The sequence below is a fragment of the Yoonia vestfoldensis genome, from assembly GCF_002158905.1.
Classification (GTDB): Bacteria; Pseudomonadota; Alphaproteobacteria; order Rhodobacterales; family Rhodobacteraceae; genus Yoonia; species Yoonia vestfoldensis_B.
This window is the reverse complement of record NZ_CP021431.1, coordinates 1,977,345-1,994,360: the sequence shown is the minus strand read 5'-3', so window position 1 is coordinate 1,994,360 and position 17,016 is coordinate 1,977,345. Positions and strand designations below refer to the sequence as shown.

General features: G+C 62.5%; 18 protein-coding genes. 15 read left to right on the top strand and 3 right to left on the bottom strand.

Going from position 1 to position 17,016, the window contains the following annotated elements; genetic code table 11:
* Positions 1-56: 56 nt before the first annotated feature.
* From LOKVESSMR4R_RS09875 to LOKVESSMR4R_RS09850, 6 genes are all read left to right on the top strand, one after another.
* A complete protein-coding gene (locus LOKVESSMR4R_RS09875) occupies positions 57-764 on the top strand; it encodes a GntR family transcriptional regulator (RefSeq protein WP_087207982.1) in 708 nt (235 codons plus the stop codon).
* Positions 765-775: 11 nt separating this feature from the next.
* Positions 776-1,897 (top strand): Gfo/Idh/MocA family protein, encoded by a 1,122-nt coding sequence (locus tag LOKVESSMR4R_RS09870; RefSeq protein WP_087207980.1) that lies wholly within the window; start codon positions 776-778, stop codon positions 1,895-1,897.
* 495 nt (positions 1,898-2,392) lie between these two features.
* Positions 2,393-3,583, top strand: a complete 1,191-nt coding sequence (locus tag LOKVESSMR4R_RS09865; RefSeq protein WP_157898184.1) for a glycosyltransferase family 4 protein — start codon at positions 2,393-2,395, stop codon at positions 3,581-3,583.
* Positions 3,584-3,603: 20 nt separating this feature from the next.
* A complete protein-coding gene (locus LOKVESSMR4R_RS09860; protein WP_087207976.1) occupies positions 3,604-4,785 on the top strand; it encodes a CaiB/BaiF CoA transferase family protein in 1,182 nt (393 codons plus the stop codon).
* Positions 4,786-4,800: 15 nt separating this feature from the next.
* The gene (locus LOKVESSMR4R_RS09855) at positions 4,801-5,817 is read left to right on the top strand and encodes a zinc-binding alcohol dehydrogenase family protein (protein WP_087207974.1); all 1,017 of its coding nucleotides are present in this window, start codon (positions 4,801-4,803) and stop codon (positions 5,815-5,817) included.
* Positions 5,818-5,944: 127 nt separating this feature from the next.
* On the top strand, positions 5,945-6,688 hold the full coding sequence (locus LOKVESSMR4R_RS09850) for a L,D-transpeptidase (RefSeq protein WP_087207972.1): 744 nt from the start codon (positions 5,945-5,947) through the stop codon (positions 6,686-6,688).
* Positions 6,689-6,721: 33 nt separating this feature from the next.
* Here the strand turns inward: LOKVESSMR4R_RS09850 and LOKVESSMR4R_RS09845 are convergent, their stop codons facing one another.
* Positions 6,722-7,012 (bottom strand): hypothetical protein, encoded by a 291-nt coding sequence (locus tag LOKVESSMR4R_RS09845; RefSeq protein WP_087207970.1) that lies wholly within the window; start codon positions 7,010-7,012, stop codon positions 6,722-6,724.
* Positions 7,013-7,302: 290 nt separating this feature from the next.
* On the opposite strand from LOKVESSMR4R_RS09845, the gene LOKVESSMR4R_RS09840 reads away from it, so the two are divergent.
* From LOKVESSMR4R_RS09840 to LOKVESSMR4R_RS09830, 3 genes are read left to right on the top strand one after another with little or no spacing between them, the layout of a single operon-like run.
* Positions 7,303-8,307: an ABC transporter substrate-binding protein gene (locus LOKVESSMR4R_RS09840; protein ID WP_087207968.1), complete on the top strand. Its 1,005-nt coding sequence runs from the start codon at positions 7,303-7,305 to the stop codon at positions 8,305-8,307.
* Positions 8,304-9,104: an ABC transporter ATP-binding protein gene (locus LOKVESSMR4R_RS09835; RefSeq protein ID WP_087207965.1), complete on the top strand. Its 801-nt coding sequence runs from the start codon at positions 8,304-8,306 to the stop codon at positions 9,102-9,104. Before LOKVESSMR4R_RS09840 ends, LOKVESSMR4R_RS09835 begins: the two co-directional genes overlap by 4 nt.
* Entirely contained in the window at positions 9,101-9,862 is a 762-nt protein-coding gene (locus LOKVESSMR4R_RS09830) for an ABC transporter permease (protein ID WP_087207962.1), read from the top strand. Before LOKVESSMR4R_RS09835 ends, LOKVESSMR4R_RS09830 begins: the two co-directional genes overlap by 4 nt.
* Position 9,863: 1 nt before the next feature.
* Here the strand turns inward: LOKVESSMR4R_RS09830 and LOKVESSMR4R_RS09825 are convergent, their stop codons facing one another.
* On the bottom strand, positions 9,864-10,526 hold the full coding sequence (locus LOKVESSMR4R_RS09825) for a hypothetical protein (RefSeq protein ID WP_087207960.1): 663 nt from the start codon (positions 10,524-10,526) through the stop codon (positions 9,864-9,866).
* A 45-nt stretch (positions 10,527-10,571) separates the two neighbouring features.
* On the opposite strand from LOKVESSMR4R_RS09825, the gene LOKVESSMR4R_RS09820 reads away from it, so the two are divergent.
* Positions 10,572-11,291, top strand: coding sequence for an endonuclease/exonuclease/phosphatase family protein (locus tag LOKVESSMR4R_RS09820; RefSeq protein WP_204248654.1), 720 nt, complete (start codon positions 10,572-10,574; stop codon positions 11,289-11,291).
* Between the two features lie 73 nt (positions 11,292-11,364).
* Entirely contained in the window at positions 11,365-11,700 is a 336-nt protein-coding gene (locus LOKVESSMR4R_RS09815; protein ID WP_087212980.1) for a phasin family protein, read from the top strand.
* A gap of 42 nt (positions 11,701-11,742) precedes the next feature.
* On the opposite strand, the gene LOKVESSMR4R_RS09810 is transcribed toward LOKVESSMR4R_RS09815, so the two are convergent.
* Complete coding sequence (locus tag LOKVESSMR4R_RS09810; RefSeq protein WP_087207955.1) at positions 11,743-12,594, bottom strand: universal stress protein; 852 nt, start codon at positions 12,592-12,594, stop codon at positions 11,743-11,745.
* 175 nt (positions 12,595-12,769) lie between these two features.
* On the opposite strand from LOKVESSMR4R_RS09810, the gene LOKVESSMR4R_RS09805 reads away from it, so the two are divergent.
* Genes LOKVESSMR4R_RS09805 through LOKVESSMR4R_RS09790 form a run of 4 tightly spaced genes read left to right on the top strand, consistent with a single transcriptional unit; the run spans position 12,770 to position 17,001 of the window.
* On the top strand, positions 12,770-13,900 hold the full coding sequence (locus LOKVESSMR4R_RS09805) for an ABC transporter permease (protein ID WP_087212977.1): 1,131 nt from the start codon (positions 12,770-12,772) through the stop codon (positions 13,898-13,900).
* Positions 13,900-14,685 carry an ABC transporter ATP-binding protein gene (locus LOKVESSMR4R_RS09800; protein ID WP_087207953.1) on the top strand — a complete coding sequence of 262 codons (786 nt, stop codon included), beginning with the start codon at positions 13,900-13,902 and terminating at the stop codon, positions 14,683-14,685. The genes LOKVESSMR4R_RS09805 and LOKVESSMR4R_RS09800 overlap by 1 nt, the downstream gene beginning before the upstream one ends.
* Positions 14,685-16,379, top strand: coding sequence for an MlaD family protein (locus LOKVESSMR4R_RS09795; protein ID WP_087207951.1), 1,695 nt, complete (start codon positions 14,685-14,687; stop codon positions 16,377-16,379). The genes LOKVESSMR4R_RS09800 and LOKVESSMR4R_RS09795 overlap by 1 nt, the downstream gene beginning before the upstream one ends.
* Positions 16,380-16,383: 4 nt before the next feature.
* Entirely contained in the window at positions 16,384-17,001 is a 618-nt protein-coding gene (locus LOKVESSMR4R_RS09790) for an ABC-type transport auxiliary lipoprotein family protein (protein ID WP_087207949.1), read from the top strand.
* Positions 17,002-17,016: the final 15 nt, after the last annotated feature.

The window sequence follows — 17,016 nt, the reverse complement described above, 5'->3', positions numbered from 1 at the left end:
AGTTATGTGCAACAATAGTGTATCAATTATGTGCCGCGCCGGGGAGGGGCAGGGCCATGGCGACACATTCTGCCTTGCCGAAATTCGTGCAGCTAAGCGAAATGCTGATCCGCGAAATCGCCGCCGGGCATCTGGCCGATGGCGCGCGCCTGCCCCCCGAACGCGAGATGGCCGAGACTTTGGGCGTTGCCGTCGGCACATTGCGCAAGGCGCTGGCCGATGTCGCGGCCAAGGGGCTCTTGGAACGGGTGCAAGGGTCGGGCAATTATGTGCGCCGCCTAGAGGCGGTCGATTCGGTCTATGCGTTCTTTCGGCTAGAGCTGAAACGCGGCGGCGGTCTGCCCACCGCACAGGTCTTGTCGGTCGATCTGTTGCCCAAACCTGCCGATGCGCCGCCTTTTGGCACCCATCCGCAGGGCCACCGGATCAGGCGGTTGCGCTGGCTGGGCGGGGTGTTGATCGGGCTGGAGGAAATCTGGCTCGACGCGGGGCAGGCGGCCACCATCGGGCCTGCGGATCTGCGCGAATCGCTCTATCTGTTTTACCGCGACCGGCTGGGGCTGGTGATCACAATGGCCGAGGACCGGATCGGGGTCGCCGATCTGCCCGATTGGACGCCGCCCGAATTTCATCTGCGCGCAGGTGCGGTCACGGGCTATATCGAACGCAATTCATATCTGGCAGGCCGCGTGCCTGTCGAATTTTCGCGCACTTGGTTCGATGCGGACCGGGCGCGCTATATCTCGCGCATGGGAAAAGGGTGAACGACGTGCAAATGGTGCAATACGGGCTGGTCGGCTGCGGCATGATGGCCCGCGAACATATCATGAATATCAACCTGTTACCGCATGGGCGGGTGTCTGTGGTCTATGATCCGGTGCCGGAACTGGCGCAGGCGGCATCGGTGCTGGCGGGGGGCGCGCAGGTGGCGGATAGTCTTGCGGCGCTGCTGGCCTATCCCGATCTGGATGCCGTGGTCATCGTCAGCCCCAATTACCTGCATGTCCCGCAATTGCAGCAGATCGTGGCGACGCGCCCCTTGCCGATCCTGTGCGAAAAGCCGCTGTTCACCAACCCGTCCGAGGCGGCGCTGATCGAAGACCTGTTCGCGGGCTATCCGCATCCGGTCTGGGTGGCGATGGAATATCGCTATATGCCCCCCGTTGCCGCGCTGATCGCGCAGGCCGAGGCCGCGACAGGTGGCGTCAAGATGCTGACGATCCGCGAACATCGCTTTCCGTTTCTGCCCAAGGTCGGCGATTGGAACCGGTTCAACGCCAAGACCGGCGGCACTTTGGTCGAAAAATGCTGCCATTTCTTTGATCTGATGCGCCTGATCCTGCAGGATGAACCGGTCCGCGTCATGGCCAGCGCGGGGCAGGCGGTCAACCATCTGGACGAACGCTATGACGGGCAGGCCCCCGATATCTGGGACAATGGCTATGTGATCGTCGATTTTGCGCGCGGTGCGCGCGCGATGCTGGAATTATGCATGTTTGCCGAAGGCGCGCGCTATCAAGAAGAGATTAGCGCCGTGGGACCATCTGGCAAGATCGAGGCGCTGGTCCCCGGTCCGGGCCGGTTCTGGCCGCAAAAACTGGGCGCGCCGCCCGTGCCGCAGCTGATCATCAGCCCGCGTCACCCCAAAGGGCCGTTCACCTCTGAAATTCCGGTCGATCCCACCTTGCTAGAGGCGGGCGATCACAACGGATCGACCTTTTATCAGCACCAAAGGTTCAATGCCGTCCTGCGCGGCGAAGGCCGGGTGGAGGTGACGCTCCAAGACGGGGCCAAGGCCGTCGCCATCGGCATGGCCGCACAGCAAAGCGCGCGGACAGGGCAGGTGGTCACCCTGCCGCAATCGCCAGAGATATCGGCGCAAGTGGTCGGTCTTTAGCAGATATCGGGGTGAAAATTTTGCTGGCAAGACCAGGTCCTGCCAGCAAATCAGCAGTCACCGATCCGGCGCCCGCATTCCGCAAAACTTAATAAAAAATAAACTGACACACGCGGCTTGGTTGTGTTTTACGACATCCATTTTCGGTCGGTCAATGTCTTTCGTCCATGCCTTGCCGGAAACCTTGCCTAAAGGACAGGTTTCGCAAAAGTGACGCTGTGTCACGGCACCGACACAGGTGAGCCATCGGATAAAGCGTTAAAATATGGCTAAAATATGGCAAATTGCGGCGAATCTTTGGCGCGCAGGATGATGGGCTGACCGGCGGTGATCTGCGCTTGTGCCGGTCTGCCTGCCCGGGCGCGGTCTCTGTGCCCGTGATCGGCGCCATGCCCAATCCTGCCGCCAGGTCAGTGGACGAAAACACGGATGGGTTGTATTGGCTATCCGGCCCCGATCCACGGCTTTGGCCAGCCTGCAGCGAAAGAAAATACCTTGTCCCACAAGATCGTTCACATCGTCCCCACACGGCCCGATCCGCAGGGCACCGGCGCAGATCTGCGCAATACCGCATTGCATCAGGGGCTGGCCGCGCTGGGTGACGTGGTTTTGGTGGCGGTCGATGATTTTCTGCCCCAGGGCAGCGCGATTGTGCCCTGCAAACGTTCCGTGATCGAAGCGGATCTGCCTGCCTGCACGGTCAAGAGCGTCGTGGCGCAGGTGCAGGCTTTGGCGCCCGCGCTGATCGTGCTGGAAGGCGTCGCATTGGCCGATATCGCCTATGGGCTGATGGCGGTGGGGCAGGGCTATGTGCTGGATATGCATAATGTGGAATCGGATTTGCGCCGACAGATGGACCGGGCCAAGCGTGGCCGCTGGGCGCCTATCCGCTATCGCCGCCGCTGGCAGGACGCATCCCGCGCCGAAGCCGCCGTGATCCGCGGCGCTCTGCGTGTGATCGGATGCTCTGATCAGGACGGCCAGCGTGCGATGGCGCTGGCGGGCCGTGACATCGTGTTTCATGTCGTGCCCAATCCGGTTCCGGGATGGTGTCAGGACCGGGTTTTGCCTGTGATGACCGCACCGGCACAGAACAGGATCCTGTTCGTCGGCCATCTGGGATATGCGCCCAATATCATTGCCGCCAAACGCTTGCTGACGCGGATTTTTCCGGCGATCCGCCTTGCCGCACCGGATGCTGCGCTTGATATCTGCGGCCGCATGCCCCAGCCCAAGCTGCGCGCGCTGGCCGCGGCGACCCCCAAGGCGACGCTGCATGCCGATCCGGTCGATCTGGCCCCGCATTACGCCGCCGCCTCGGTTGCGGTGATCCCGCTGACCGAAGGCGGCGGCACGCGGCTCAAAGTGCTTGAAGCGCTGGCCGTCGGCCTGCCCATCGTCGCCAGCGCCAAAGCGGTCGAGGGGATCGGCCTTGTCCCCGGACACCATTACCTAATGGCAGAGACGGATGCGCAATACGTGGACGCCGCGCTGCAAGTGATGCGCGACGCGGGGCTGGCCGCAAGGCTGGCAGGCAATGGCAAGGCATGGGTGCAAGACCGGTTCAGCGCCGCCGCCATTGGCCGGGCTGTCGCAGCCGCACTGGCGAGCCTGCTTGATAGCGCCGGTCATGACGCGCCAGCCCTTGACGCCGCTCTGCCCGCCAAAGACAGTCGCCCCGGATAGATCGCAGCGGAGGAATAGGCATGGCGGGCGCACTCGACGGGATCACGATATTGGACCTGACCCGCATTCTGGCGGGGCCGACCTGCACCCAATTGCTGGGCGATCTGGGCGCAGAGGTGATCAAGGTCGAAAACCCCGCGACGGGTGGCGATGACACGCGCGGCTGGGGGCCACCCAATGTCTGCGACACGGACGGTCAACCCACGGATCTGTCGGCCTATTTCATGGCCGCCAACCGCAACAAGAAATCCGTCAGTATCGATATCAGCACAGAGCTTGGCCAACAGCAGGTCCGCGCGCTGGCCCGGCGTGCCGATATCGTGGTGGAAAATTTCAAACCGGGTGGGTTGGCGAAATACGGGCTGGGGCCGGATGACCTGCTGACGCGGCAGCCGGGGCTGATCTATTGTTCGATCTCGGGCTTCGGCCAGACCGGACCGAACCGCGACAAGCCCGGCTATGATCTGATGGCGCAAGGCTTTGGCGGTATCATGAGCCTGACCGGCGAACCCGATGGCGCGCCGATGAAGGTGGGCGTCGGCATCGCAGATGTGATGTGCGGCATGTATGCGACAGTCGGCATCCTTGCCGCTTTGCGCCATAAGGAACGCACCGGCGAAGGCCAGCATATCGATATCGCGCTGGTGGATAGCCAGTTGGCCTGGCTGATCAATGAAGGCACCAATTACCTTGAATCAGGTGATCTGCCGCAGCGGCGCGGCAACGGGCATCCCAATATCGTGCCCTATCACGTTTTCGCCGTGGCCGATGGCCATGCGATCATCGCGGTGGGCAATGACAGCCAATTCGCGCGGTTCTGCGACTATCTTGGATGCGCCGAGATCGTGCAGGATGCGCGGTTCGCGACCAATCTGGCGCGGACGCAGAACCGCGATGCCTTGCTGGCGGTGATTGGCCCAAGGCTTGCCGCGCGCCCCCTGGCCGCCGTGATCGCGGGGCTAGAGGCCTGCAAAGTCCCCGTCGGGCCGGTCAATACGATTGATCTGGCGCTGGGGTCGGATCAGGCGCAGGCGCGCGACATGGTCGTGGCGATGCCGCGCGCGGATGTCCAGAAAGGGCAGGTCCGCCTGCTGGGCAATCCGCTGAAACTGTCGCGCACGCCGGTCAGCTACCGCCTGCCGCCGCCGCATTGCGGGCAGGATAGCCAAGAGATCCTTGGCCCGCTGTCGCTGGATGATTGACCAAAGGAGCACCCGATGAAAGCCGTCGCCCTGACCCGTTACCTGCCGGTGACTGACCCTGCCTGTTTTGTCGATGTCGATCTGCCCAAACCTGTGCCAACCGGGCGCGATATTCTGGTCGCGGTCAAGGCGGTGTCGGTCAATCCGGTCGATACCAAGCTGCGCAAATCCAAAGGTGCCGATGTGGTCGAAAACCCCCCGCGCGTGCTGGGCTTTGATGCCGCCGGCGTGGTCGCGGCCGTGGGGCCGGATGTGCGCCTTTTTGCGGTGGGTGATGAGGTTTATTATTCCGGCGATATCACGCGGTCAGGCGCGAATGCGGAATTCCAGCTGGTGGATGAACGCATCGTGGGGCGCAAACCTGCCAGCTTGGGCTTTGCGCAGGCGGCGGCGCTGCCCTTGACGACGATCACCGCCTATGAATGCTTTTTCGACCGGTTGGGCATCGACCGGGACGGCGCGGATGCAGGCCAGACGATGCTGATCATCGGGGCAGGGGGCGGTGTCGGGTCCATCGGCATCCAGCTGGCCAAAGCGGCGGGGCTGGTGGTGATCGCCACCGCGTCACGGCCTGAAACCACCGCTTGGGTCACCGCGCTGGGGGCTGATCATGTGATCGACCATCGCGGCGATATGGTCGCACAGATCCGCGCGCTGGGGATGCATTATGTCGATCATATCGCTGTCTTCAACGATATGCGCCATTGGGAGGCGGCGGTGGAACTGATCCGCCCGCAAGGCGGGATCGTGTCGATCGACAATACCGATGTGCCGCTGCCGATGGCCGCGATGAAAACCAAGGCCGCCAGCCTGCATTGGGAATTCATGTTCGCCCGTGCGATGTTCCAGACCCCCGATATGATCGCGCAGCACCATCTGCTTAGCTATGTGGCGGATGAAATCGACGCAGGCCGGCTGCGGACCACGCTGGATATCGTGCTGACCCCGATCAATGCGGCGACCCTGCGCAAGGCCCATGCGATGATCGAAACCGGCACCGCCAAGGGCAAGATCGTGCTGGAACAATTCTGATCGCGTAGTGTTCCACGAAGACCACGGCGCAAGGCTGTGTAAAGACTTGTGCCGTAAAACCCTTGTCAGGGTCTTGGCCCCTGCCTAGACATGGGCTGATCTTTGACGCCAGAGTTGGACATAAACCATGCTGAACCGCCGCCATTTCATCGTGACAGGCGCTGCCTTGTTTTCGCAGCCGATTGCGGCGCAGACCTTGGGCGATCCCGTGATCGACCCGCTGACACAGGATCCGGTCGCACCCGATCTGCCCGAATTTGCAGATCTGCCGCCACCGCCGCCGCCCGTTTCTCCGCCCGAGATGTGGCCGATCTGGGACCGGCGCGTGACGCCTGCGAATTATGATCCGATGACATCGAACCCTTGGGGGTTTCACCCCCGGTTCCTGCCGACGCTGGTGCAGGCCAATGACGGTTTGCGCGCCGGTGATATCCATGTCGATGCGGTGGCGCGTTATCTTTATCATGTGCGCGGCGACGGGACCGCGATGCGCTATGGCGTGGCCATCGCGCGGGGTAATCTTTATGAACCCGGCACCTATACGATCCGCCGCAAGGCGAAATGGCCGACATGGCGGCCGACCGATGCGATGATCGCGCGCGAGCCTGAAACCTATGAACAACATGCCAATGGCATGGATGGCGGGCCGTCAAATCCTTTGGGGGCGCGGGCCTTTTATCTGTTCGACGGCAACCGCGACACCTATCTGCGTATTCACGGCACGCCCAGCCCGCGCTCGATTGGTGGACGCGCCAGTTCGGGCTGCGTGCGCATGGTGATGGCCCATATCATCGGGCTTTATGAAGAGGTGAACACCGGCGTCAGCGCGATTCTTTATCCCACGGAAAACGAAATCACCGCCCGCAGCTAGGCGGCTGCGCCCGTTGCGGCGCAGCCGGGCGCGTCAGCTTTCACTTGGCAGGGGCGGTTCGGCGCAGATCATATTGCCGCGCGTGGTACGCAGCGGCAGCAGGGTGGTTTCAACCGGCCCTGCATGTTCGTACCAATAGCAATTATCCTCTTCCAGAAACACCACACGGTCGAGGTTCTGATGCGGTGCGGCCACCGCCAGCACCGAGTCAGGCAGGCTTGCCAGAAAACGAGACCCGTTTGGCGCGGTGCCGGTCGTTGCCAGTTCGGCGCAGGCCGTCAGGGACAGGCCTGCCAACAGCAGCAGTTTTGACCGAATATTCATCTGTATTCTCCAGTTATGCTGGGCCAGAGGCCCTTTGGCTGATGCGTGAGTGGCATCACCTTTCGCGATGCGCAACAGCACCCGGACAACAACTTGGTTTTTTCTCGGGGGGCGTGGTTTGGCGGTCTGCTGAATTTTCGCTTGCTTTTGTGGCAAACTGCACAACAATCGGGCAAATCATTGTCGATATGGCGCGGACGTGATCACGCGGCGCCAGCGCGGCTGGCGTCTTTGTCTGGCGCAGGGGAAATCTGGGTCCGACAGGATCAAACCACCAACGGGGAAAAACTATGTTCAATCGTATCATTCTGGCCGTCGCGCTGTCGGGGGCATCGGCCGTCCATGCGCAGACAGATCTGCCTTTCACGCTCGACTGGCGTTTCGAAGGGCCGGCGGCGCCTTATTTCGCAGCCATCGACAATGGCAATTTCGCAGCGCTTGATCTGAACGTGACTGTCTCTGCCGGTGACGGCTCGCTGGACGCGATCCCCAAAGTGGCGACAGGCGCTTTTCCCGTGGGCATGGCCGATATCAACAGCCTGATCAAATTCCTTGACCAGAACCCCGGCGCGCCCGTGATCGGCGCGATGATGATCTATGACAAGCCGCCTTTCGCGGTGATCGGGCGGCGGTCGCTGGGCATTGATGACACGCCCCAAAGCTTGCAAGGCAAGATCCTTGGCGCGCCGCCACCCGATGGCGCTTGGGCGCAATTCCCGATCTTTGCGGCTGAAAACGGGCTGGATATGGGGATGATCACCGTCGAACCCGTGGGCTTTCCGACCCGCGAACCGATGCTGGCCGAAGGCAATGTCGCCGCGATCACCGGCTTTTCCTTCACATCCTATCTTAACACCGCCCGTCTGGGCGTGCCAGAGGATGATCTGGTCACCTTGCTGATGGCCGATCACGGCGTTGATCTTTATGGCAATGTCATCATCGTCAACACCGATTTCGCCGCCGCCAACCCGGCCGTGATCAGCAACTTCCTGCAAGGTGTCGCCGAAGGCTGGGCCAGCGCCATTGCCGATCCCGAGGCCGTGATCCCGCTGTTGATCGAGCGCAACCCCGCCGCCGATGCCGGCCTTGAGCTGCGCCGCCTGCAATTGTCCATTCAGGACAATGTCGCCACCGATTGGGTCATGGCAAACGGCTTTGGCATCATCGACGCGGCGCGGATGGCCAATGCGATCGACCAGATCGCGACGACCTATGAATTCGTCAACGAACCGGATGCGTCCTTGTATTTCACCAGCGTCTATCTGCCCGAGGGCGGATTCAGCCTGGCCGAATGACCTTGGAGAATCTGATTGATATCAAGGGGGTGCGGCATGCGTATCGCACCGCCTCTGGTCCTTTGCCGGTGCTGGACGGTCTGGAACTGTCGGTGCCCGAAGGCGGCTTTGTCGCTGTGGTCGGCCCGTCGGGCTGTGGGAAATCCACCCTGACGCGGCTGATTGCAGGGCTGTTGATCCCCGATCAGGGCGAGGTGCGGGTCCATGGCACCCGCATCACCGCACCCCGGTCGAATGTCGGCATGGCTTTCCAGAACCCGGTGCTGTTGGAATGGCGCACCATTTTGCAAAACGTGCTGCTGCCTTTGGAAATCGTCCCGACCAAGCTGACCAAGGCGCAAGGCGAGGACCGCGCGCGCAAATTGCTGGCTTTGGTCGGTCTGGAAGGGTTCGAGAACAAGCGCCCGTCCGAATTGTCCGGCGGTATGAAACAGCGCGCGTCGCTGTGCCGTGCGCTGATCCATGCGCCAGAGGTGTTGATCCTGGACGAACCTTTCGGCGCGCTTGATGCTTTCACCCGCGAGGATCTGTGGCAGATCATGCACCGGGTAAAGGCCGAGGAACCCTTTACCGGCGTGTTGATCACCCATGATCTGCGCGAATCCATCTTTCTGGCCGATCAGGTCGTGGTCCTGTCGGGCCGGCCTGCGCGCACGCAATATGTGCTGGATATCCCCGATACCGGCCTGCGCACGCTGGACCATCTTTACACAGCCGAGGCCGCAAACATGCTGAACATCCTGCGCCACCAGATCGAGGTCGCCCAAGGCCGCGTGCCCGCCGGAGACGCCGCATGAATGCCCGTCAGATCTATGTGCCTGTCGCGGCTTTGCTGATCTTTCTGGCGGCATGGGAAGCCTTGGTCTGGATCATGGGCTGGCCCACTTTCAAGATGGCCGCGCCCAGTGATCTGCCGCCTGCCTATGCCAAATATTGGGAATTGTTCCTGACCATGGGCTGGCAGACGCTCTGGCGCACGGTGGCGGGTCTGTTGCTGGCCGTCGTCTTTGGCACGGCATTGGGCATGGTCATGGGCTTTTCGCGCACGATGCGCGATGCGCTCTATCCGCTGCTGGTGGGGTTCAACGCAGTGCCCAAGGCGACCGTGGTGCCAATCGTGGCGCTGATGTTCGTGGGCTGGCATGATTTCAACACCGTGTTGATCGCCTTCATGATCAGCTTCTTTCCCATCGCGGTGTCGGTCTCTATCGGCCTCTCGACGCTGGAACCCGAATACCGCGATATCCTGCGGTCACTGGGGGCGTCGCAATCCACGATTTTCTGGAAAATCGCCCTACCCAAAACGCTGCCCGAATTCTTTGGTGCGTTGAAGGTTTCGGTCACGCTGGCCTTTATCGGGACCAATTTGATGGAAATCGTCTCGCCGCATGGGCGCGGGCTGGGGGCGCTGTTTGACAGCGGCAAGACCAATTCGGATTACCCGCTGATGTTTGCCGTGCTGATCGCTTTGGCGCTCTTGGGGATCTTGCTTTATTACATCGTGGTCGCGCTGGAAAAGACCTTTGCGGGCTGGGCTGATCGCAGCAACCTTTAGGCTATTTATCGTCGCGGGACCGGCCTTTGGCATAAAGATGCCGGTTCAGCGTGATGAAGTCGCGGATCAGCCGCCCCAGCAATCCGGCCGAGCGGCCTTTGAGATAGGCAAAGCCCGCCAGCGCACCGACAGCGGCGCCGATGGCATCGGTGATCAGGTCGATCATCGTGTCATTCGCGCTTTTCTGCATATTGGTGCCAAAGGATTGGTCCATCGCATATTCGAAAATTTCCCAAAGCGCACCGATGCTTAAGGCGAAGGTAAAGGATAAAAACGCGATGGCGACGGGGGGGGCTGCGAAACGATCACCCTCGAACAGCATGTAGATGAACAAAAAGCCGATCATCCCCAAAGCCACCGCCGAGGAGGCATGCAGCGCCATATCCCACCACCAGATCCGGTAATAGATGTCGAAAACCTCGCCAAAGATCAGCGATGCGATGATGAAAACAACCGTCGCGACCAGAAACGGCAGCGGCAGCGCGATATTATAGCGCGACGCCAGCAGGATCGGGGCCATCGACAGGATCGCGGCCAGCGTCGACATCGCGGCCAGCGGCCACCAGCCTTCCCATGCGGCCCAAAGCGCGGCCAGCACCAGCGCGACCCAAAGCGGGGCCAGCAGCCGCATGCGTGTGTTGTTGTATTTTGAAGCCTTGCTCACTGGTCTGTCTCTTTCATCCGCGCGGGGCGTTCCTATATCATGGCCATGACAAGCCTTTCTCACAAGTCACGACCCTTGCGGCTGGCGTCTTACAACATCCGCAAGGCCAAAGGCGTTGACGGGCGCTATGATCCGGGCCGGATCGTCGATATTCTGGCAAGGCTCGAGGCCGACGTCATCGCCCTGCAAGAGGCTGATTTCCGCTGGCGCGGCAGGCCGGGGGCCTTGTCGCCCGATATGATCAGGCAACACACGGATTACGATCTGGTTCCGCTGGCGCGGCAGGGCGACAGTCTGGGCTGGCATGGCAATGCGGTGCTGGTGCGGCGCGGCAGCATTGTCACGGATGTGAAACCGCTGATCCTGCCGGGGCTGGAACCGCGCGGCGCGCTGCGCGTCGATCTTGACATGGGTGGCCCGTTCAGCGTGATCGCCACGCATCTGGGGCTGACCCGGTTTCACCGCCAGCGCCAGCTGGCCGCGATCAGCGCGGCCTTGGCCACCGACGGGCGGCCCACGGCGATCCTGGGGGATTTCAACGAATGGTCGCCGACGCGCGGGCTGGATTGCTTGCGCGCGGCTTTCACGGTGCATGCGCCGGGCAAGTCGTTTCATGCCGCGATGCCGATGGCCGCGCTGGACCGGATCGCGCTGAGCCGCGATATCGCTTTGACGGATGGGGGCGTGGTGCAGACAAGGCAAAGCCTGCTGGCCTCGGATCACCTGCCGATCTGGGGCGATGTGCGCTTTGACCGCGCGGCCTGATTGACGCAGGTCAAGGCCAAGCCGCGCGATTGATGTCATGATCGCGCATCCCGATGGCCAAGGAGGACCCGTGATGACACAAGATACCACCAAAGACGGATTTGCGCCCGATGTGCTGGACACGCTTGCTGCCATGGCGCCTGCCGCATCCTGGATGACCCCTGTATGGATCGACGCGATGACCGAGCTGGGCAGCAATCTGGCATCCTTTGTCGCGCTGCGTTTCAAGGAAGATCTTGATCTGCAGCAGGCCCTGTTGCAGTGCAAATCGCTGGCCGAGGCCCAGCATCTGCAGGCTGCGTTCTTGCAAAAGGCCTTTGCGCAATATCAGGCCGAGACCGGCAAGCTGATCACGGCAGCAGGGCGCATGGCCGCAGAGCTGCATCCTGACGCCGCCAAATCCGACTAGCGCCAGGGGCTGCGCCGGGCCGCAAGACCCGGCGCTGATCCGTCAATGCGCCAGCAGGACGGCGCGGTCTGTCTGGCTGACCATGATCTGCGTGGTGCCGCCCAGGATGCGCTGGCGCGCGCGCGAATGGACATAGGCGCCCATCACGATCAGATCCGTGCCGATCTCGGCGGCGCGTGCAAGCAGGCAATGGCCGATATCCTGCCCCGCGCTGGGCGATTGCTGCAAGGTGACGTTGCAGCCATGCCGTGTCAGCCAGGTGGCGACATCGCTGCCGGGGTTCTGGCCTTCGGGACCATGCGGGTCGGGATCGATGACCAGCACCGTGACCTGTGCGGCCTGGCGCAGGATCGGCAAGGCGCGGTGCAGCGCACGCAGCGCAGGCAGGCTGCCGTCCCAGGCCAGCATCGGATGCTTGGCCTGCACCACGCCATCAACCCCCGCCGCATTCAGCGCGACAGCGACCGGCGTCTTGAACAACACCCCTTCGAGCGCTTGCTGAAACGTCAGTTCTGCCTGTGCCAAAGCCGGATCAATCAGCACCACATCGCACAGCGCCGCGCGCGCCGCGATCTGGTCATCCAGCACCGAGATTTCGCCATAGGCAGAGGTGACATCACCGGCCACACCGGCCGCCTGTAACAGTTTTTCGATCACATCGGCGCGATCAGCAACTTCGCTGCCGCCGGCCTGATAGGTTTCATGCCAGTTTTCGGGAAAGATGATCGGCCCGTAAGGTGCCGAGCCATAGGCCCACATCGGCAGCGACGGGGCCGCGCCGACCACCAGCACCGACAGATGCACGCCATCTGCGGGCAGGCTGCTGATATAATGGCGGATGCGGTCGTCGGAACAGGCGGCATCGACGACGATCAGGGCTGTCAAACGGTCCATGGTGATTTCCTTTATGTTGCAGCGCGCGACATTGTCGCACGTTCCTTATGCATCGCAGATCGGCGGGGGGGCTGCCTTGACGCAAATCAACCTGAAGTGCAGCCCGCGCTTGCCCAGGTCGTGGCGATATGCGACCCAAGGGACGCGCCGCCCGCCGCCTTTGATCCGAGGAAACATGTCCGCCACCCAATTGCAAACCGCACCGGATATGTCCGGCCAGCCCCGCTTTGACAGCGATGGCGCTGGGCTGTCGGTGCAGGGGCGCTTGACCATCGACAGTTTCGAACATCTGGACCGCGCCGCGATCCGGCAACAGGCGGCAGGGGCCAAGGCGATTGATATCGCCCAGCTGGCGCATATGGATACCGCAGGCGCCTGGTTCGTGCTGGAGCTTGCCCAGCAGGCAAAGGCCGAGATCACCGGCGCCAGCGCGGCGCAGGCCCAGCTGATCGAGACCGTCCGCCAGAACCTGCCCCCAAAAGATGCGGATGCACAGCCGCCGGCGCAGTTGCTGGACCAGCTTGACAGGCTGGGGCGCAATGTCATGCGCGCTGCGGGCAATGGGCTGGAAATGCTGTCGTTTTTCGGACAGGTCATCGCGACAATCGGGTATGTGATCCGGCATCCGCGCGCGCTGCGGCTGACCTCAGTGGTGCATCATTGCCAGCAAGTCGGCCTGCAGGCGGTGCCCATCGTGGTCTTGATGGCCTTTCTGATCGGGGTGGTGCTGGCGTTCCAAGGCTCTGCGCAATTGCGCCAATTCGGGGCCGAGGTCTTTGTCGTGGACCTGATCGCCATCTCGATCCTGCGCGAATTGGGCATCCTGCTGACCGCGATCATCGTCGCGGGGCGGTCGGGCTCGGCCTTTACCGCCGCCATCGGCTCGATGAAAATGCGCGAGGAAATCGACGCGTTGCGCACGCTGGGGCTGGACCCGGTGGCGATCTTGATCGTGCCGCGCGTTCTGGCGCTGGTGGTGATGCTGCCCGCGCTGGGGCTGATCGCCAATATGGCGGGGCTGTTGGGCGGCGCGTTGATGTCCTGGGTCGAGCTTGACGTCTCGCCCGCCGTCTTTCACGCGCGGTTGGTCAGCAATACCGATGTGTGGCATTTCAATGTCGGCATGATCAAGGCACCGTTCTTTGCGCTGATCATCGGGGTGATCGGCTGTTATCATGGCATGAAGGTCGGCGGCGATGCCGAAAGCCTGGGGCGGCAGACATCGGCCTCGGTGGTCATGGCGATTTTCATGGTGATCGTCGCGGATGCGCTGTTTTCGATCTTTTTCGCGATTGTGGGGGTGTGATGAGCGATGATGCCATCATCCGCGTGCGCGGCCTTGTGACGCGCTTTGGCGCGACATTGGTGCATGACGGGCTGGACCTGGACGTGAAGCGCGGCGAGATCATCGGCGTCGTGGGCGGGTCGGGGACCGGCAAATCGGTGCTGCTGCGCTCTATCGTCGGGCTGCTGAAACCCGCCGAAGGCCAGATCGACGTCTTTGGCCAAAGCGTGCGTGACAGCGATGCCGATGATTACCGCGCATTGCGGCGGCGCTGGGGTGTGATGTTTCAGGATGGCGCGCTGTTTTCCTCGCTCAGCGTGCGCCAGAATGTCGAAGCGCCGATGCGCGAACAGCTGGATCTTGACGATGACCTGCGCGCCTTGCTGGCGGGGATCAAGGTCCGCATGGTCGGGCTGCCCGACAAGGCGCAGGATAATTACCCGTCGGAATTATCGGGCGGGATGCGCAAAAGGGCCGGCTTTGCCCGCGCGATCGCGCTTGATCCCGAAATTGTGTTCCTTGATGAACCCACGGCGGGGCTTGACCCGATCGGCGCTGCGGCTTTCGATACATTGATCAAGCAATTGCAATCCTCCTTGGGGCTGACGGTGTTTCTGGTGACGCATGATCTGGACAGCCTGCATGCGATCTGCGACCGGATCGCGGTGCTGGCCGATAAGAAAGTGCTTGCCGTTGGCACGATGCAAGAGATGCTGGCACTCGACCACCCTTGGGTGCATGAATATTTCCACGGGCCCCGCGCAAGGGCCGCCACCCCGGTGGCCAAGCCGAAAGAGACCGAGTGATGGAAACCCGTGCCAATTTCGTTCTGATCGGGATGTTCACGCTGGCGGCGATACTGGGCACGCTGGGGTTTTTCATCTGGCTTGCCGCGGTGCAGCTGGACCGGCAATATATGACCTATGGGATCTTGCTGGATGATGTGTCCGGGCTGGATGCCGCAGGTGCGGTCACCTATAACGGCATCGCGGTCGGCTCTGTCATCGGGTTGCGCATTTTCGAGGATGACCCGTCCAAGGTCTTTACCACGATCGAGGTTGATGCCGCCACGCCGATCAGCACGGCCACGATTGCGCAGCTGCAATCGCAAGGGGTGACGGGGGTGGCTTTCATCTCTTTGTCGGCAAGGGATGTGGCGGCCGCGCCGATCACGACAATCGCAGGTGGCCTGCCGATCATCGAGTCCAAACGCTCTACGGTGCAGGCGCTGGTCGAGGATGCGCCGAACCTTCTGGCCGAGGCGCGGCTGTTGCTGCAACAGGTGCAGGGCTTTGCAGGGGCGGAAAATCAGGCGCTGGTCGCGGATATCCTGCGCAACCTGTCGCGCACCACTGGGCGGCTGGATCAGGCGCTGAACGATTTTTCCGAAATCAGCGGCACCGTGCGGGATGCGACCGCGCAGATCACCCAGTTCACCGAACGGCTGGACACGATCGGCGAGGCGGTGGAAGTCACGCTGCGCAGCACCGATAGCGCGCTGGTCGCGGTGCAACAGGCCTTTGTGTCCGCCGATGTGGTGCTGAACACGACCGGCCCGATGCTGGACCGCGCCGAAGGGGCCTTTGGGCTGGCCGAAGACCTGCTGCGCGACCAGATCCCCGCGATCCTTGCGCAAGTGTCCGATACCGTCGCGCAGACCTATGCGGCGGTGCAGGATATCCAGCTGCGCACCGGCCAGACGCTGGACGGGTTCAGCGATACCGCCAGCCTGCTGAATGCGCGGCTGGTCGAGCTGGAAACGACGCTGGCCGATGCAACGATTGCCTTTGATGCCGTGACCACCGCCTCTGAAAGCCTCGAAATGCTGGTCGAAGGTGACGGTGCCGCCTTCATCACCGAAGCACGCGCCGCCGTTGCCACGATTGAAACGGTGGTCAATACCGACCTGCCGCTGATCGTTTCGGATGTGCGGCGTGCGGTGCAGACAGCGGCGGTCGCGGTCGAGGATGTGGCCGCCGATGTGACAGGTTTCACCAGCCGCCTGACACCTTTGGCCGATGATACGCAGATGGCGATCACCTCTGCCACCGAGCTGATCGCGCAGGCGCAGACATCCCTTGCGGCGCTGAACACCACGCTGGGGGTGGTCGATGGCGCGCTGGGATCGGCGCAGACGACTTTTGACAGCGCCAATGACCTGTTGCAGACCGATATCGGGCCGGTGCTATCCGATCTGCGGCTCTCGGCTGACCGGATCAGCACGGCGGTCGAGGATGTGACCAGCGATGTGCCAGCCATTGCCGCCGATCTGCGCGCATTGATCGCGCGGGCCGATCAGGTCGTGGTGCAGGTGCAGGATGCCGTCGCCCAATCGGCGCCGGGGATCAGCGATTTTTCCACCGGCGGGTTGACCGAACTCAGCCGCCTTGCGACCGAGGCGCGCGGCCTGATCGCCACGCTGAACGGCCTGACGCGGCGGATCGAAAACGACCCTGCGGGGTTCATCCTAGACAACCGCGTTCCCGAATACCGGAGATGACATCATGACCCCAATCCAATTGTCGCGCCGATTGGCCATTCTTGGCGGGGCCGTCGCCCTTGGCGGATGCAGCGCCGTGTCCGCGCTGAATGCGGCGGGCACCGCGCGCGCCACCTATGACCTGATCCCGCGCAGCGCCAGCACCACCGGGCGCCAGACCCGGCGGACCCTGCTGGTCGCGCTGCCCGATACCACGGCGGCGATCAATAGCGACCGGATTCTGGTCCGGCCCAATGCCGCCGCGATCACCTATCTGCCCGATGCGCGCTGGACCGCCGAATTGCCCCGCGTTGTGCAATCGCTGCTGGTGCGCAGCATCTCGGGCAGCGGCCGGATCGGCTATGTCGGCCCTGCCGAGGGTGGGCCGGTCCCCGATAGCGCGCTTTTGACGCGGGTTGATGCCTTTGATGTGACCGTCGGTGCCGATGGCATCCCCGTCGCCACCATCGACATCACGCTGACCGTGCTGAACGACCGCGACCAGCGCGTTCTGGCAACCCGCCGGTTCACCCAATCGGTGCCGGTCGCCAATGACAGCCCTGCCGCGCTTGTCGCGGGGTTTCAGGCGCTGCTGGATGCGCTGCTGCCTGCCATGGCCGATTGGGTGCTGGGGATCGCCTGACAGGGGTCATGTGAA

What these genes read in the sequence shown, in the direction of transcription:
- LOKVESSMR4R_RS09815 (WP_087212980.1), top strand. Translation starts at nt 11,365, where the DNA reads ATGACACAAGATACCACCAAAGACGGATTTGCGCCCGATGTGCTGGAC.
- LOKVESSMR4R_RS09800 (WP_087207953.1), top strand. Translation starts at nt 13,900, where the DNA reads ATGAGCGATGATGCCATCATCCGCGTGCGCGGCCTTGTGACGCGCTTT.
- LOKVESSMR4R_RS09845 (WP_087207970.1), bottom strand. Translation starts at nt 7,012, where the DNA reads ATGAATATTCGGTCAAAACTGCTGCTGTTGGCAGGCCTGTCCCTGACG.
- LOKVESSMR4R_RS09805 (WP_087212977.1), top strand. Translation starts at nt 12,770, where the DNA reads ATGTCCGCCACCCAATTGCAAACCGCACCGGATATGTCCGGCCAGCCC.
- LOKVESSMR4R_RS09855 (WP_087207974.1), top strand. Translation starts at nt 4,801, where the DNA reads ATGAAAGCCGTCGCCCTGACCCGTTACCTGCCGGTGACTGACCCTGCC.
- LOKVESSMR4R_RS09810 (WP_087207955.1), bottom strand. Translation starts at nt 12,594, where the DNA reads ATGGACCGTTTGACAGCCCTGATCGTCGTCGATGCCGCCTGTTCCGAC.
- LOKVESSMR4R_RS09820 (WP_204248654.1), top strand. Translation starts at nt 10,572, where the DNA reads ATGACAAGCCTTTCTCACAAGTCACGACCCTTGCGGCTGGCGTCTTAC.
- LOKVESSMR4R_RS09830 (WP_087207962.1), top strand. Translation starts at nt 9,101, where the DNA reads ATGAATGCCCGTCAGATCTATGTGCCTGTCGCGGCTTTGCTGATCTTT.
- LOKVESSMR4R_RS09860 (WP_087207976.1), top strand. Translation starts at nt 3,604, where the DNA reads ATGGCGGGCGCACTCGACGGGATCACGATATTGGACCTGACCCGCATT.
- LOKVESSMR4R_RS09850 (WP_087207972.1), top strand. Translation starts at nt 5,945, where the DNA reads ATGCTGAACCGCCGCCATTTCATCGTGACAGGCGCTGCCTTGTTTTCG.
- LOKVESSMR4R_RS09870 (WP_087207980.1), top strand. Translation starts at nt 776, where the DNA reads ATGGTGCAATACGGGCTGGTCGGCTGCGGCATGATGGCCCGCGAACAT.
- LOKVESSMR4R_RS09840 (WP_087207968.1), top strand. Translation starts at nt 7,303, where the DNA reads ATGTTCAATCGTATCATTCTGGCCGTCGCGCTGTCGGGGGCATCGGCC.
- LOKVESSMR4R_RS09875 (WP_087207982.1), top strand. Translation starts at nt 57, where the DNA reads ATGGCGACACATTCTGCCTTGCCGAAATTCGTGCAGCTAAGCGAAATG.
- LOKVESSMR4R_RS09795 (WP_087207951.1), top strand. Translation starts at nt 14,685, where the DNA reads ATGGAAACCCGTGCCAATTTCGTTCTGATCGGGATGTTCACGCTGGCG.
- LOKVESSMR4R_RS09835 (WP_087207965.1), top strand. Translation starts at nt 8,304, where the DNA reads ATGACCTTGGAGAATCTGATTGATATCAAGGGGGTGCGGCATGCGTAT.
- LOKVESSMR4R_RS09790 (WP_087207949.1), top strand. Translation starts at nt 16,384, where the DNA reads ATGACCCCAATCCAATTGTCGCGCCGATTGGCCATTCTTGGCGGGGCC.